Here is a 14,273-nt window from a genome sequence, read left to right as displayed (position 1 = left end):
TCTCACCGCCACCATCCCGCAAGCCCCGAAAACGGACGTGCCCCCGGTGCGATTCGTACAGCATCTACACGGGCCCGTTCCCTCCGTGAGCTGCTGGTTTCGGCCACGGTGGAGGTGGTACGTCGTCGCCGTGCCCGGGGAGATGGTGCTTGATGACCGCGATGTCCGTGAAGCACCGGTCGAACCCGCGCAACGGCAGTCGCAAGCGAGCAGGGCCATATGACTCCGGCCTGGCGTAGGCACAGCGCGTCTGGCCGCTTGGTCTTTGGACGTGGGATGGCTCTACCCTTTGTTCGGTGGGCGGTAACGATCTTGTTGATGATCTTGCTAGCTCGGCGCGTGAATGTGCTGTGCTGCGGGACGCGGTTGTCCTGGCGGATTGGGTTGGCACGGGCCGGGCGGTGACGGCCAAACGTGTGCTGCGGCGGGCGGACGTGCCGGTGGCGGGTCGTGCGCTGGGCATTGCGTTGCCGGAGCGGGTACGAAGCGCGGCGGATGTGCCCGCGCTGCACTGGCCGTGGACGGCGGCACTCGGTGCGGGGCTGCTGTCCATCGATGGCGGTCGCGCCGTGTCGGCGGACCTGGCGGGCTGGCAGGCCGCCGACCCCGATGAGGTGCTCGACCTCTGGTCCCGGGGTTTCGCGGCGGCCCTGACCAGCCTGTTCGACAGTGACGAGGAATCGGAAGCGCTGGAGATCGGCCGGCTCGCCCTTACCGTGTTGGCAAGCGAACCGGCGCCGACCCACACCGAGCTGGCGAGCGCGATCAGTCACGTCGTCTTCAATGCGGGGTACGAGTTGTACCGGGCCTTCGATCGAGGGTTCGGCGTGAACGATCCGGCGGAGGTGACGTTGGAGTTGCTGGCTTCTTTCGGCGCCGTCACCGGCACGCCGGAGCGGCGGATCACTCCACTTGGCCGCTGGGCCCTGTCCACGATCGGCACCCGAGGCGTGTCGTTGCTCGGCTCGTCCGACGACGCGGAAGAAGACGGGACGTACCAGCTCAAGATCACTCTGCAGCACGTGCGGCCAGCGTGCTGGCGCCGTGTCCACATGCAGGCATCCGCCGCGTTGGGCGAGTTGCACGAGGTCATCCAGGTCGCGTTCGCCTGGGACGACGACCATCTCCACGCGTTCACCGTCGGACGGCGCCGGTACGGCGACCCGTGCTTCGACACCGAGTATGACGAAAACGAGATCATCCTGGCCGCCGCGTTCGCCCGTGCCCGCAAACCCATCACCTACACCTATGACTTCGGTGACGACTGGCGGCACGAGATCACCCTGGAGAAGGTCCTCGAGCAGACACACCCCGCCACTCATCCGATCTGTGTGGACGGCCGTGGCGACGCACCTGTCGAGGACTGCGACGACGAGCCCGCGTGGATCACCTTCGACAAAACCGGTATCAACACACGCCTCGCCCGGCTGGGCAGTGGTGGGCAGGAGGCCGAAGCGCGACTGCGTGACGACATCGAGGTCATACTCACCGACGCCTACGGCGAAGCCGAACAGATGACCGCTTTCCAGACCGTGCTGGACGAGGAGATCGACTTCCCGGTCCCCGCCACGTTGCTGGGCAACCCCGTCGTTGTGACCGGACTCGTCGAGGACGACGTCACGCTCGAACTTCGCGCTCGTTGCAAGGGAAAGCACGCGAAGAGCCTGGTTTCCTTCGCAGACCTGGAGTTCCGGCCAGGGACCATCGAGGCGTGGCTGCACGCCGCGTACGTCACCTACCTGGGCCGGTCACCGTCCGCCGTAACGCCGCCGACCGCCTGGGACGGCCTGGCACGTTGGTTGTCCTGAACCATCGCTATCGGGTGGCGCGGAGAAGTTCGGCGAGTCGTTCGCCGACTGTGGAGATGCTGGGGGTCGGTTCGCGGTCGAAGTAGGCTTTCTTGCGGCGGCGGAGCAGTTTCTCCCCGTCACGCGCCCAGGTGAAGCCGGGTTTGCGCAGCAGGGCACGGAATACCGGGTCAGCCCCGTCGGGGTGGCACTGTACTAGCCGGCGGATCGCCAACGGGGCGACCGACTCGTCGTTGAGGTACTCGCGTAGCTGGGCGAGGTAGGTGCGATCGCTGGCCAGCCCGGGGTCGGCGAACAGCGCGACCAGTCGGCCGAAGTCGCGGTAGTGGTTGAGTCCTTCGACCTCGTCGTAGATCAGCGCGATGCTGTCAGCGTCGAGCATGTCCTCGGGCAGTTGTACCAGCTGCTCGGGTGCTGGACCGGTTTTCGCCACTCGCTTGGCTGTTCTGGCGTCCAGGTTGGCCATCGCCCGCTGCCGTTGGCGGCGGTAGTGCTCACGCAACGTCTCCTGAGCATCGTCCGGCGGCAGCACGATCATGTCGGCGCCGACCTGGTCGATGAAGTCCGCGCGGTGTTCGGCCTGGATCTCCCAGGCTTTGCGGAGCATGGCCGGGTTGCGGCGGAGCAGTTCCGGATTTGAGGTGAGCTGTTCGGCAGCAGCCTGGGCGATCTCCCGTCGCGCCGACTTCGGGAAGGCGGAGAAGTGCCCGGTCACCAGCCAGGCATCGGTCGCGGGGTGCAGCGGCACGATCCGTCCGACGAGGAACATGCCTGCGCGGAGCTTGGCGAGCACCTTTCGTCCCATGTTCGAGTAGACGCGGTAAACCACATCGTCGACGAGGTTGTGCAGCAGAACGGCGTCCCCGTCGAACCGGCGAACCTCGAAACAGCCCTCGACGACGTCATGCCACCCGAGCAGCATCTCCCGCTCGGCCTCCGCCAGCGGCGGCCGCCGCTGCGCGACGAACCGTTCGAGCACGGTGCGACCGCCGGACAGGCGGTGCTGCAACGCGAAGTAGTCGATGGCGAGGACGGCCGTGCTCTCGTCGAGATAGCCGTATCGATCGGCCGTCTCAGACAGTACCGCGTCCAAACGCCGCGCGAAGCGAGGGCCTTGGGCGAACGCCACGAGCTCGCCCTTGAGATCCCCAGCCCGGTCAATCAGATCGTCGATCGAGATATCGCTGTCGACGGAAGACGTTGTCTGCGTGGCCATCGCGGCACCCTATCGGTCTGTGGGCTGGACGGGGGCAACGGCTCTACGGTGGGTCGTGTGGACGACGATCTCCAGTCGGCGGAGGAGTTGGCGCGCCTACGCGCATTGACCGCGCAACTGCGGGAGGAGAACGCGCGCTTGTTGCGTCTGCTGGAGTTGACGCCAAAGCAAGCGGCGCCACCCGGTCCGGCGCAAACGGGTTACTTCGAGGGACGTCCGGGCCCGGTCGACCGGCAGTCGGCGCCCGAAGTGAAGGTGGAGTTCTTCGCCGCCTTGTTCGCGGCCCGGACTGATGTCTATGCCACGCGGTGGGAGAACTCGCGCATTGGAAAGGCCGGTTGGCTTCCGGCGGTGCGTGGTGGGTGGCGCAAGGGCGTGCGGCACGAAGACCGGGCCTATTTGCCACTCACGAAAGAGGTGCTGCGTGCCCACCTGACCGGGGACACACATGTCGGGCTGTATCCGCTGCTGGACGACGATCTGTGCTGGTGGCTGGCGGCCGACTTCGACGGGCCGACGGCGATGCTCGACGCACTGGCGTACTTGAAGGCCGCCCGAACCTGGTCGGTGCCCGCAGCGTTGGAAGTGTCCCGATCCGGGCTCGGAGCGCACACGTGGGTGTTCTTCGCCACACCCGTGCCGGCCGAGTCTGCCCGCAAGCTCGGCACCGCACTGCTGCGGGAGGCGATGGCGGTGCGCGGTCAAATGGACCTGACCAGCTACGACCGGCTGTTCCCATCCCAGGATGTGCTACCGACTGGCGGCGTGGACAATCTGATAGCCGCGCCTTTGCACGGCAAGGCTCGCGCACGCGGAGCCACAGTGTTCCTTGACCTGGCCACGATGGAACCGCACGACGACCAGTGGGCATTCCTCTCTTCGCTCGGCCGGATGAGCCCGGCGGAGATCAACCGGGTCGCACGTAAGGCCGGGCAGGTCACGGTCGGCGCGAGCATCGATCGGGTCAGCGCACCGGTGTCGACCCGGATACGGGTCACACCGCCACCGATCGTGCACGCGCGGCTGTCTGCCGGAGTCCGAGTGGAGGCCGGCGAGCTGTCGCCCGCGCTGCACGCGACACTGAAGCACGCCGCGTCGATGCCCAACCCGCAGTTCTACGAACGCCAGCGGCTACGAATGTCCACCTGGGACACGCCGCGATTTCTACGCAGCTATGACGAAACGCTCGACGGTGGGCTCATTCTGCCCCGCGGTCTGACCGACACCGTGGCCGCGCTGGTCGACCAATCGGGAAGCCGCCTCGATGTCACCGACGAGCGAGCAACCGGCGAGCCGCGGGAGTTCACCTTCACCGCCGCACTAACCCGGCCACAGCAACACGCGGTGAAAGCGCTACGTGAACACGACCTGGGCGTCCTGGTCGCACCACCCGGTGCGGGCAAGACCGTCATCGCTTGCGCGCTGATCGCCGCCCACGCGACGTCGACGCTCGTACTCGTCGACCGCAAGGCCCTTGCCGACCAGTGGCGCACCCGAGTCGGCAACCTTCTCGGTGTCAAGGCCGGCCAGCTCGGCGGTGGCCGCCGCAAGACCTACGGCACCGTCGACATCGCGATGCTGCAAACGCTGGCGCGCAAGGACAACATCGAGGAACTCGTCGGTAGGTACGGCCTCGTGGTGGTGGACGAGTGCCATCACATCCCTGCGGCGGCGTTCGAACACGCCGTAAGACAGATCCCGGCACGACGCTGGCTGGGCCTCACCGCCACCCCGTACCGCCGTGACAAGCTCGACGACCTGATCGCACTGCAACTCGGCCCGGTCCGCCACACCATCACCCACACCACCCAACCGAAGACCGACGAGACGCCTCAGCTCCCGCTCGAGCAAGCTGGGCAGCGACCAACGCCCGTGCTGCACGTGCACGACACCACCTATGACTATGCCGGCGACGCCGACCCCACCAAGCCCGGCGGGATGGCTGCCATCTACCGCGACCTCGTCGCCCACGACGCCCGCACCACCCAGGTGGCAGACGATGTGACCGCAGCCCTGAACCGAGGACGGCGCTGCCTGGTCCTCACCCAATGGACCAGCCACGTCGAACGCCTCACCAGCCAGTTCCGGCAACGCGGCCTCGACCCGGTCGTACTTCGCGGTGGCATGACTAGTGACCACCACACCACTGACCCAAGCCCGCAAGCAGGACAGCACGCACCGTCGCCAGCGCGTCATCAAAGCCAATCAACCAGCTCGCCACGTCCGGTGAAGACCTCAGCGTTTCGGCAGTCGCCCGCGTCGCCCGGGTCCATCGCAGCTTCATCTACCGGCACCCGGACCTCCACGCCCAACTCCAGGCACAAGCCGATCGCACCGCCGACACAACCGCTGGTGTCACCGCCAGCCGCCAATCGCTCATGACCGAACTGGCCAACGCGATGGAACGCAACCGCCGGCAAACCCAGCACATCGCGCAGTTGGAGAAGCGCCTCTCCGAAACCCTCGGCGAAGCCACCTGGCGCGAAACCGGCCTAGGCTCGCCGACCGACGTCGACACACTCCAACGCCGGATCACACACCTCGAACAGCAGATCACGGACCTCCAGCAGCAGCTCCAGGACCGCACTGACGAACTCGATGCCGCCCGCGCCACCAACCGCGAACTGACCCGCACCCTCAACCAGACCCAACAATGACCTCCGCCTCTGGCATCGGTCGCTCCGCCGAAGCTGGACTAGACCCCGAAGACCAGAGGCGAAGGAGGTGGTGGCGATGGCGGCCGTCTGGGGCGGCGTGCTGTCATTTCGGGCTCGTCGCCATACCGGTGCAGCTGTTCAGCGCGACCGAGGACCACACGATCCGTTTCCACCAGATCCAGCGAGGAACGGCCGCCCGCGTCCGCCACAAGCGCGTCAACGAACGCACCGGCGACGAGGTCCCCACGGCCGAGATCGTCAAGGGCTATCCCACTGAGCACGGCTGGGTGGTCGTCGAACCCAAGGAGCTGGAGGACATCGCCCCCGGCCGAAGCCGGTCATTGGAGATCGCCGGCTTCGTCGACCTCGACGACATCGACCCCATCGACGTGCGCGGCACGCGGCACACTTGTGCATGGCTGGTCAGTGACCGGACTCGGGTCATTGCTGGGCGGCTGAGGACGTGCCCGGCAGGCCGGGTTTGGCTGCGGTGCCGCAGTGATCAAGGCCGGGACTGCGGGGGCCTGCCCGCGCGAGGTTGTCGGCGCAGGAAAGCAGCGTGGGGTGATCGCGGCCGGATAGATCGCCTGCATTGACTTTGGCAGATTTGATTAGGTCTTTCTCCTCTGGTCTTGATCACGCGATGTTGCTTGAATGAAAGGCTGGTCGAGAGGAAGGGGCGAGTGTAGCGGAGTTTTTGCAATAGACAGACTTCTGTCTGAGATGTATGCAATTCGTACAACCTAAGGCCAGCTAGGCAGCGCGGCCAGTGAGCATAATGATTCTGGGCGAACGCCAACTAGCGAGCAAGCGATGCTAAGGCTGCCTGAGGTGGATTAGAATGATGTTGAGATCTTGGCGATATCAGACACCAGCCGGATCTTCTAAGCTCCGGAAAGGCAGAATGAGAAAATGGCTCGTATTTCTGCCTGTGGCACTCCTTGCGCTAACTATCTGGGGAATCCTGACGCCATTTCGGGCAGAGGCTCAGCCTGTGCAGGGACAGGCTATTAGTATCATTGCGATTGATCCACTGCACTCGAACACCCCTCCGCCAGACGACGATAATCCGTCGCCTGCGGACCCGGGTCAGCAGGGCGAAGACCCAGGTCAGCAAGGCCAAGACCCAGGTCAGCAAGGCCAAGACCCAGGTCAGCAAGGCCAAGACCCAGGTCAGCAAGGCCAAGACCCAGGTCAGCAAGGCCAAGACCCAGGTCAGCAAGGCCAAGACCCAGGTCAGCAAGGCCAAGACCCAGGTCAGCAAGGCCAAGACCCAGGTCAGCAAGGCCAAGACCCAGGTCAGCAAGGCCAAGACCCAGGTCAGCAAGGCCAAGACCCAGGTCAGCAAGGCCAAGACCCAGGTCAGCAAGGCGTAAGCCCCGGTCAGCAAGGCGTAAGCCCCGGTCAGCAAGGCGTAAGCCCCGGTCAGCAGGGCGAAAACCCCGGTCAACAAGACGTTGGTCCGGTAGTACCCGTCCCGGCTCCTGTTCCCGGCCCTGCCCCGCCGCCACCGCCGCCGTTGGGGCCGCCAACTGTCGATCACACGCCGGCGACTGTCGACCATACGATGCGAAACACCGCGATCGCAGTTGTCGCCGTCCTCGCGCTGGTAGGCGTTGGTCTAGCGCTCGCCTGGGGTACCGGTCTCATTGGGGGGGCTACAGGGGCTGCGGGTGCGGGGACCGCGGCTGTCGGCGCTGGAGAAGTTGCGGCTGGTACTGCTGCTCGTGCGGCGGTTGCAGAAGTTGCGGCTGGTACTGCTGCTCGTGCGGCGGTTGCAGAAGTTGCGGCTGGTACCGCTGCCGGTATGCCGGTTGCTGGAGAACTCGCGGGGACCGCGGCGGCCGCCGTCGGGGCAGACGTAGCTCTTGTCAGCTCGGCCGCCACGGCGGGCACTGTCACGGCAGAGGCCGCGATCGCTACTGGCGCAGTGAGCCCAAAATTAGCAGGAGTCCTGCACGCAATTCAATCAGGATTCGCCGGGGGCGCCCCTAAGAGTGCAATGGACGCACTCGCCATTGTTGCCACCGCGACAGAAGGCCTCGGTTTATCAGCTGGAGTCGCAACAGCCACAAGTGCCGGTGCATACGTATTGCAGAACAAAGGCACATTAACTTATCTATTTCCGAATGGGCAAATCCTGATCATGCGTGGTAGTCAGATTATTCTCAACCTGATCCCTTAAATAGTTCGGCGAAAAGATGATTCCTATTCCTTATGCGTTGTCGCTCGGCTCACCCGAATCGAGTTCTGTGCTGACCGGATACCGGACGGAGAGCAGTAGCGACTCGCTCTTCGCCGCAGTCGTATCGCTGCACCTCGACATGGCAGAAGAGTTGCCTGACGAACAGTTGACAAGCCTCTTGCAGAATGTGCTCCTCGCGGTACCGACAGCAGGCGCCTTGTCGAGCACGCCATCCGCGATCCTCCAGGCCATGCATCATGCAGCTCTGGACAGCGGTCGGTATTTCTCCGCCGCAGTCGCTCGGCGTGACACTTGGCGGATTGACGTCACGCGGTGCGGCCTGGCATCACTCCTCCGCGAGGAAATGTCCCACGGGCAAATGCTACTGGCGCCAGAATTCTTGCAAGGCGACGACGCACCCGAAGTACTGGACAATGCCCTTGGAATAAGCTGGTTCAAATTATCACACGACTATGGAGCCGCCGTTGGGGCACGATACTTTATAGTCGTCGGAACGAAACCGGATTCCGGTCTGCCGCTAGCTTCGAAAGGGTTACCTGTCGCTGATCATTTTCCGCGCCAACGCGGCGGTATGGCCCTGGTTATCCAGTAGGCCTGCTGGGACTCGGCGTGGTCAAAGGTCACTCTTGAACCCCATCCACAAGACACCTACTACCTCGCACCCGGCGCACCCGAGTACGGCAAGGTCTTTGCGTTGCTGCGAGACGCATTGCACAGGGCCCATCGAGCAGGTATCGGGACCTTGGTCCTACGCAACATGCACCTTCGTCGCATCCTGGGTCTGCTGGGTGAGCACAAAGTGCTGACGACCCAGCAGATCGCTGCGGCGGAGTTCGCGTCCGTGCGTCGCACGCAGGATCGGCTGGCGCAGTTGCGAAGGCTGGGCGTGCTGTTCAGCTTCCGCGAGTCCTACCGCGACGGCGGCATCAGTCAGACGCGATTCGCACTGGGTTACCTTGGCGCACGCGCCATCGCGGCACAGCGCGCCGGGAAACCACCGACGCGACCCGCGCATCAGCGAATGCTGGAACGGCTGGCGTGGTGGCCCAAACTCGACCACCACCTCGGCGTCAACGGATTCTTCTGCGAACTGGCGGGTTATGCCCGCCGTATCCGCAACGACGCGCGCGAGGCCACAGGCAGCGACGCGGACGCGTGTGGGTTGAGGCAGTGGTGGTCGGAGCAGCGGTGCACCGGGTTCTTCTGGAACAGCACGGTGAAGCTGTATCCGGACGGATACGGCTGCTGGGCCGAGAACGGCCAGTGGGTACGGTTCTTCCTCGAATACGACACGGGCACCGAGGCCCTGTCGAAGGTCACACGCAAGATCGCCGACTACAGCACCTTCCCGACCGACTCCTTCGGCATCCTGCTGTTCTCGGTTCACTCAGCGAAACGGGAACGGGCGCTGCGGCAAGCACTCCGGCGCACGGTCGGCACCGCACGACCGCCGCTGGTGATCGCCACCACCCCACGCGACCAGGCGCACCCCGACGGCCCAGCCGGGCCGGTATGGGCGTTGTGGGGACCAGGTTCCGATGACGCAGTGGCGCGGCGCTATAGGTTGGCGGAGTTGCCGCAGCGGGGACCGTACATCGAGCCGCACGCACCGTGGCTGGGCCAGCCCTACAGCGAGGCCGCCTTTGACCCCATGGACCGGGAACTCGTGGGACTGGCCGAAAACCGCCCACCCGTCACCGTATCCACCCACCACCCGAAGCCCGAGGCGCGAGGAGGTGACAACCTGGATGACGAGGTGATGCTCTACGACGACGACCTCAACGACGAGTACGAGCAGCGGATCGCTTGAATCCCTGTGTTGAATCTGGACTCCTGCGTCGATCGTCCTGTGTGGTCTCCCCGGCGAGACCATGCCGAGACCGCGAGTGGGACCAGCGAGACCGACCGGGACTGCGGTCTCGGCATATGTCTCGCTGTTCTCGGAGCACGTCTCGGCAGGAGGAAAAGGAGTCCAGTCGGCCGGTGATCGCTGGCCCCGACGGGTGCCCGAGTGCAGTCGGGGAGTCGAAGCCCACCGGCCGTAGTACGCCGACACTGCCAGCCCCCACAGCGCGCGTCATGGCGCGTGCCCGCAACCAGATCAGCCCACGAGGCAAGGGATGCGGGTGCCCCGGCTGGTGCGTGTCCGCTGCGTCGACGGTTGCCCCGTGACCACGACCAGCACCCGCGACCCTCCCACCCGCGTGTGGGCGTTGCGGCAGGAGACATCGCCATGTATCCCGACCACAGCACCCCGGACGAGTCCGACGATCAGTCGCCGAGCGGGGACGATGCCGCCGCGTCGATCATCCCGCTACCCCGCACAGCCCCCGACGACCACATCGAGAACCTGCCACAAACCAGAGGTGACCAGCCGGTTTGGCGGCATGATCAGAAACGCACGCGCGGCCACGACCGCCACTTCACCGGCCACATCACCCGCGTCGGCGGCCCGGACGGCGAGCAGCTACGTGCCGAACTCGCCGACGTCATCGGGGATCTGCTGTGCTGGGCCCGAACCCAGCAACACGGCAAGGATCGTGACGCAGATGATCCCGAGGAAGACACAGCGGCATGATCGGATTGCTTGCCCCGTGCAGGGGGTCGTTGACCCCGCCGTCCAGCACACCGTTGGTGCCCCGTCCTCTAGCACGGGGCACCAACGGCCCCTTACACCCGCCATTCCCGCAGGACATACCCGTGATCGGCGAAACCGACAGGAGCCAGACTGGTATCGATAACCAGGGTCCGCGCGAGGCCTCCCGATAAACACCCAAGAAGAATATAACAATCGAGCGTCTCTGCTGGGCCCTTTCCGTACTGAGCGTCAATACCTGCGCTTTAGAAATGTGTGAGCAGACAGCCCGCCCATGAGCCCGAACCTGCCACCACCAGCCACAACGATGCCCCGGATCCCACGCCGAGGGCGCCTGCCGGCGCACCCAGTCCGGTCGCCGTTCCACGACCCAGAAAATCACCCGAAAACAGCGACACAAGGGCCGATCAAACGTCGACCGGCAACATCGACTGGAGGTATCATAGCCAGCAGAAACGACGCGGAGGACGGGATTTCACCGGTCGTGTCATCTGGGTTGAGAATGCCGATTCCAAGCGAATCCGCGGGAAACTGTCCGCTGTGATTCGAGACCTCTTGGAATGGGCGCAGAACGCACAATGCGGAACATCTGAGTATGAGGAGGTGAGACGTCGTGACCACCGATGACGAATCCGCGGTGAATCCCCCGACCCCTGGGGTCCTGCGGCGCACCGCCGAGGTCTCGGCCACGATGCCCGTGCGGGCCTCGGGCCCGTCGGGCTTGTCCGACTATGCGGTATCGCCACTGGGTATGTCCACGGCGACCCTGCTGCGCGACGAAGTGCGGGTGGCCTTCCTCGGCCGCACGTCGACCGAGGATCAGCAGGACCCACGCCAGTCGCTAGTGCGGCAGCTGGGCAACTGCAAGACCCCAATCCCGGAATCCTGGGTCATCGTCTCGCATTTCTACGACGTCGAGTCCGGTCGGATGGAGCTCGATCAGCGTGGCCACGGCGAGAACTACGAGCGGTTCGACATCCCCATCGCCCGCGACGGCGGGATCGCCGACCTGCTCGACGAGGCACAGCATCCAGGCCGCCGGTTCGATGTGGTGATCTGCGAAAGCATCTCCCGCGTCGCCCGCCGCGCCTTTGAGGGACTGTCCGTCGAGCGCGAGCTGGAGAAGGCGGACGTGCCCCTGTTCGCCTCCAACGAGCCGATCACCCTCAGCGGTAGCCGTGCCCAGCGCGTGCTGCAGCGGCGAATCAACCAGTCCATCGCCGAATATGAGGTGATCAACACCCTCGAACAGTCCTGGGGCGGGTTGTGCACCCACGTGCGTGAAGGCTGGAACATCGGCAAACCTCCGTACGGGTACAAGGCCAAGACCTAACCGCCACCCCAATCCCACCAAGGCCGACAAAGGCCAGACCAAGACCCGACTCGAACCCGACGGGCTGTGCGCCGAGACGGTGGCGCAGATCGCGCAGTGGCGCTACCACGAACAACTCGGCTACGACACCATCGCCGAACGTCTCAACGCCGACCCGCAGCGCTACCCGCCGCCAGTGCCGCCCGGCAAGCAACGGGCACGTGGAGCGTGGGGCAAGACGAGCATCTACGAGATCCTGCGAAACCCGAAATACACCGGGTTTCAGGTGTTCAACCGGCGCGCGTCGCGGTCCAAGCGGGGCAAGGTCAACGACCCCGTCAAGTGGGTGTGGTCGCCCAAGCCCACGCATGAGCCGTTTGATCCCGAAGTGGATGTTCGACGAGATGACCGCCCGCACCCAGGCCAAGCGCGGCTCCCGCGCGGGTAACGACCGCAACGCGCACCCGGAGGCTCGGCGGACGTACCTGTTCCGGGCATGGTGTTCTGCGGCTGCGGGCGGCGGATGTTCGGCGGAGAGCGGCACAACAGGCCCTACTACCTCTGTTGGCCGCGGGACAACAACCGCGGCAGACCCGACAAGTACGAGGGCCACCCCAGGACCGTCTACCTTCGCGAAGACGCCGTACTTGATGCGGTGTGTCAGCGGACACGGAAAAATCTGGGTGGGTGGACAGTTCGGCCCGCACCGGCGGGAGATCCTGGCAGCCGACCGCGACGGCATTGACGACCGCGCCACCCGCGAACGCCAAGCCGAACGCGAACGTCTCCAACGGGTACTCGCCGACATTGCCCGCCGCCAGAACTCGATCCTGCGGCAAGCCCAAGACGGAGACCTCGACGACCCCTTCACCAAAGGACTACGCGGCAGCTACAACGAACTCGAAGCCCAGAAGAAAGCCACACTCACCACCGTGGCCGAGCTCGACGCCGCAGATGAAGCCGAACCAGGCAGGCCCAGCGCCGACGACATAGCCCAGATCGCCCACGCGGCAGAAAGGATCAACGAAACCATGATCACTACACAAAAAACGCCTGTTCAGACGGCAGGCGCGGCTTGTGTAGATGCTGTACGTGCCCCCGGTCGGGTTCGAACCGACACTTGGACGATTTTAAGTCGTCTGCCTCTGCCAATTGGGCTACGGGGGCCTTCGGCCGCGCGCACGCGCGCCGCACTAGTTACGACGCAGCCGCGGCTCGCTCGGTTCCCAGGAACCGCCGAACGTGTTGTCCTGTTGGCTCCTTCACCAGCTCCCCCGCCCGCTCATCGCGGCCGACAGGTCCGCGAAGCGACCTCGCACCCAGTCGTGTACGGCGGTCGAGACGTCCGCGCAGTCGGCCCGGTGTTCGAACCAGCGCCAGTCGCAGTTGACGTTCACCTCGAGGAACACCCACTCGTCGCCGACCCCGAGTAAGTCGAAGGCCGCGACGTCCAGCCGCCACTGGCGACACAGCGCCAGCAGTCGCTGGAGCAGGTCCTCGGGCACCTCGACGCGCTCCACCGCGACCGAATCCGGGTCGACCCACAGCTGCGCCGGGTCGAGCTTCCGCACCCGGAAGCCGATCGCCTGGTCGCCGATGACGAACACGCGCAGCTCCCGGTCCGCGTCCAGGTACTGCTGGACGAGCACCGGTGCCGGTTCGCGCGCTTCGCCCGTGCGCCGGATGTCCAACGGCTGCGGGAAGAGGCCGCGCAGCGCACCCGGTTTGGGTTCGAGCAGGTGGTGGCCGGCCGTCTTGACGATGCACCGGCCGCCGCCCGGGCGGCTGCGCCCGGGCATGGTGGTCACCGCGGTCCGCGGCACCCGCAGGCCGGCCGCCGACGCGCCTTGCAGCTGCGTCAGCCGGTCGAGGTGCTCGGTGGAGCGCACCGAGTTCACCTGCTCCCAGTCGTCGCGGCAGGCCAGCCAGTTCGCCACCGCTTGCCATTGCTCGCGGACGTACGCGCCGTGCACCGTGGCCGGATCGACCGGGATGGCGGTGATGTCGAAGTGCCGCCGCCACACCAGGACCGGGCGCAGCAGCCAGCGCTGGAACTCGATCAGCGGCGTGTCGGTGTAGATGGTGAGGGGCAGGTCGAGGCAGCGGTCGGCGTCGATGCGCAAGATGCGGATGTCGTGGTCCGCCAACGCCAGCGACAGCTCGTTCATCTCCATGTCGGCGGCGCGGGCCAGCACCAGCACGCACGGCACCGGGTCGCCCGGCTCGTCGGCGACCAGGTCGGCCCGGAACATCCGCTCCTGGAAGTCCAGCGGGGTGTCGGGCGATCGGAAGAAGTAGTCCTGGCCCTGCAACAACATCGGGGTTGGGCGAAGGGACGGCTGGTCGGTCGCCCCGGATGGGTTTCCGAGACCTGAGGGCAGCCCCTCGGCCACATCCATGCTCAGTCGTCCTTCTTCCGGAAGACCCGAGATGCTTCCTGGTAGTCCACCGCGAAGTCAGCGAGCGGTCCTTCTTCGA

General features: G+C 65.5%; 13 protein-coding genes, 1 tRNA gene and 1 pseudogene. 12 read left to right on the top strand and 3 right to left on the bottom strand.

The window, feature by feature from the left end; genetic code table 11:
* Nucleotides 1-350 precede the first annotated feature (350 nt).
* A complete protein-coding gene (locus ACRXBZ_RS24095; protein WP_433881025.1) occupies nt 351-1,808 on the top strand; it encodes a plasmid pRiA4b ORF-3 family protein in 1,458 nt (485 codons plus the stop codon).
* A gap of 7 nt (nt 1,809-1,815) precedes the next feature.
* Here ACRXBZ_RS24095 and ACRXBZ_RS24090 read toward each other — a convergent pair whose 3' ends face one another.
* The gene (locus ACRXBZ_RS24090; RefSeq protein ID WP_433881024.1) at nt 1,816-3,024 is read right to left on the bottom strand and encodes a hypothetical protein; all 1,209 of its coding nucleotides are present in this window, start codon (nt 3,022-3,024) and stop codon (nt 1,816-1,818) included.
* 48 nt (nt 3,025-3,072) lie between these two features.
* Between ACRXBZ_RS24090 and ACRXBZ_RS24085 the strand changes: the two are divergent.
* From ACRXBZ_RS24085 to ACRXBZ_RS24035, 11 genes and pseudogenes are all read left to right on the top strand, one after another.
* Nucleotides 3,073-4,752, top strand: a pseudogene (locus tag ACRXBZ_RS24085) (TOTE conflict system archaeo-eukaryotic primase domain-containing protein); the annotation flags it as partial.
* Nucleotides 4,753-5,228: 476 nt separating this feature from the next.
* A complete protein-coding gene (locus tag ACRXBZ_RS24080; RefSeq protein ID WP_433883953.1) occupies nt 5,229-5,681 on the top strand; it encodes a hypothetical protein in 453 nt (150 codons plus the stop codon).
* Between the two features lie 128 nt (nt 5,682-5,809).
* Nucleotides 5,810-6,277, top strand: a complete 468-nt coding sequence (locus ACRXBZ_RS24075) for a Ku protein (RefSeq protein WP_433881023.1) — start codon at nt 5,810-5,812, stop codon at nt 6,275-6,277.
* 429 nt (nt 6,278-6,706) lie between these two features.
* Nucleotides 6,707-7,057, top strand: a complete 351-nt coding sequence (locus ACRXBZ_RS24070) for a hypothetical protein (protein ID WP_433881022.1) — start codon at nt 6,707-6,709, stop codon at nt 7,055-7,057.
* A gap of 297 nt (nt 7,058-7,354) precedes the next feature.
* Nucleotides 7,355-7,546: a hypothetical protein gene (locus ACRXBZ_RS24065; RefSeq protein ID WP_433881021.1), complete on the top strand. Its 192-nt coding sequence runs from the start codon at nt 7,355-7,357 to the stop codon at nt 7,544-7,546.
* A gap of 336 nt (nt 7,547-7,882) precedes the next feature.
* On the top strand, nt 7,883-8,479 hold the full coding sequence (locus ACRXBZ_RS24060; protein ID WP_433881020.1) for a hypothetical protein: 597 nt from the start codon (nt 7,883-7,885) through the stop codon (nt 8,477-8,479).
* Between the two features lie 165 nt (nt 8,480-8,644).
* Nucleotides 8,645-9,697: a replication-relaxation family protein gene (locus tag ACRXBZ_RS24055; RefSeq protein ID WP_433881019.1), complete on the top strand. Its 1,053-nt coding sequence runs from the start codon at nt 8,645-8,647 to the stop codon at nt 9,695-9,697.
* Between the two features lie 423 nt (nt 9,698-10,120).
* Nucleotides 10,121-10,465: a hypothetical protein gene (locus tag ACRXBZ_RS24050; RefSeq protein WP_433881018.1), complete on the top strand. Its 345-nt coding sequence runs from the start codon at nt 10,121-10,123 to the stop codon at nt 10,463-10,465.
* Nucleotides 10,466-11,096: 631 nt separating this feature from the next.
* Nucleotides 11,097-11,816 carry a recombinase family protein gene (locus tag ACRXBZ_RS24045; protein ID WP_433881017.1) on the top strand — a complete coding sequence of 240 codons (720 nt, stop codon included), beginning with the start codon at nt 11,097-11,099 and terminating at the stop codon, nt 11,814-11,816.
* A 79-nt stretch (nt 11,817-11,895) separates the two neighbouring features.
* A complete protein-coding gene (locus tag ACRXBZ_RS24040; RefSeq protein ID WP_433881016.1) occupies nt 11,896-12,243 on the top strand; it encodes a recombinase family protein in 348 nt (115 codons plus the stop codon).
* A gap of 48 nt (nt 12,244-12,291) precedes the next feature.
* Entirely contained in the window at nt 12,292-12,540 is a 249-nt protein-coding gene (locus ACRXBZ_RS24035) for a recombinase zinc beta ribbon domain-containing protein (RefSeq protein WP_433881015.1), read from the top strand.
* A 348-nt stretch (nt 12,541-12,888) separates the two neighbouring features.
* Here the strand turns inward: ACRXBZ_RS24035 and ACRXBZ_RS24030 are convergent.
* Nucleotides 12,889-12,962, bottom strand: a tRNA-Leu gene (locus tag ACRXBZ_RS24030).
* Between the two features lie 95 nt (nt 12,963-13,057).
* Nucleotides 13,058-14,194, bottom strand: a complete 1,137-nt coding sequence (locus ACRXBZ_RS24025; protein WP_433881014.1) for an ATP-grasp domain-containing protein — start codon at nt 14,192-14,194, stop codon at nt 13,058-13,060.
* Nucleotides 14,195-14,273: the final 79 nt, after the last annotated feature.

The sequence above is a fragment of the Saccharopolyspora hattusasensis genome, from assembly GCF_050972075.1.
Classification (GTDB): domain Bacteria; phylum Actinomycetota; class Actinomycetes; order Mycobacteriales; family Pseudonocardiaceae; genus Saccharopolyspora; species Saccharopolyspora hattusasensis.
The sequence above is the reverse complement of the archived record's forward strand: the minus strand, read 5'-3'. Positions and strand labels throughout refer to the sequence as shown.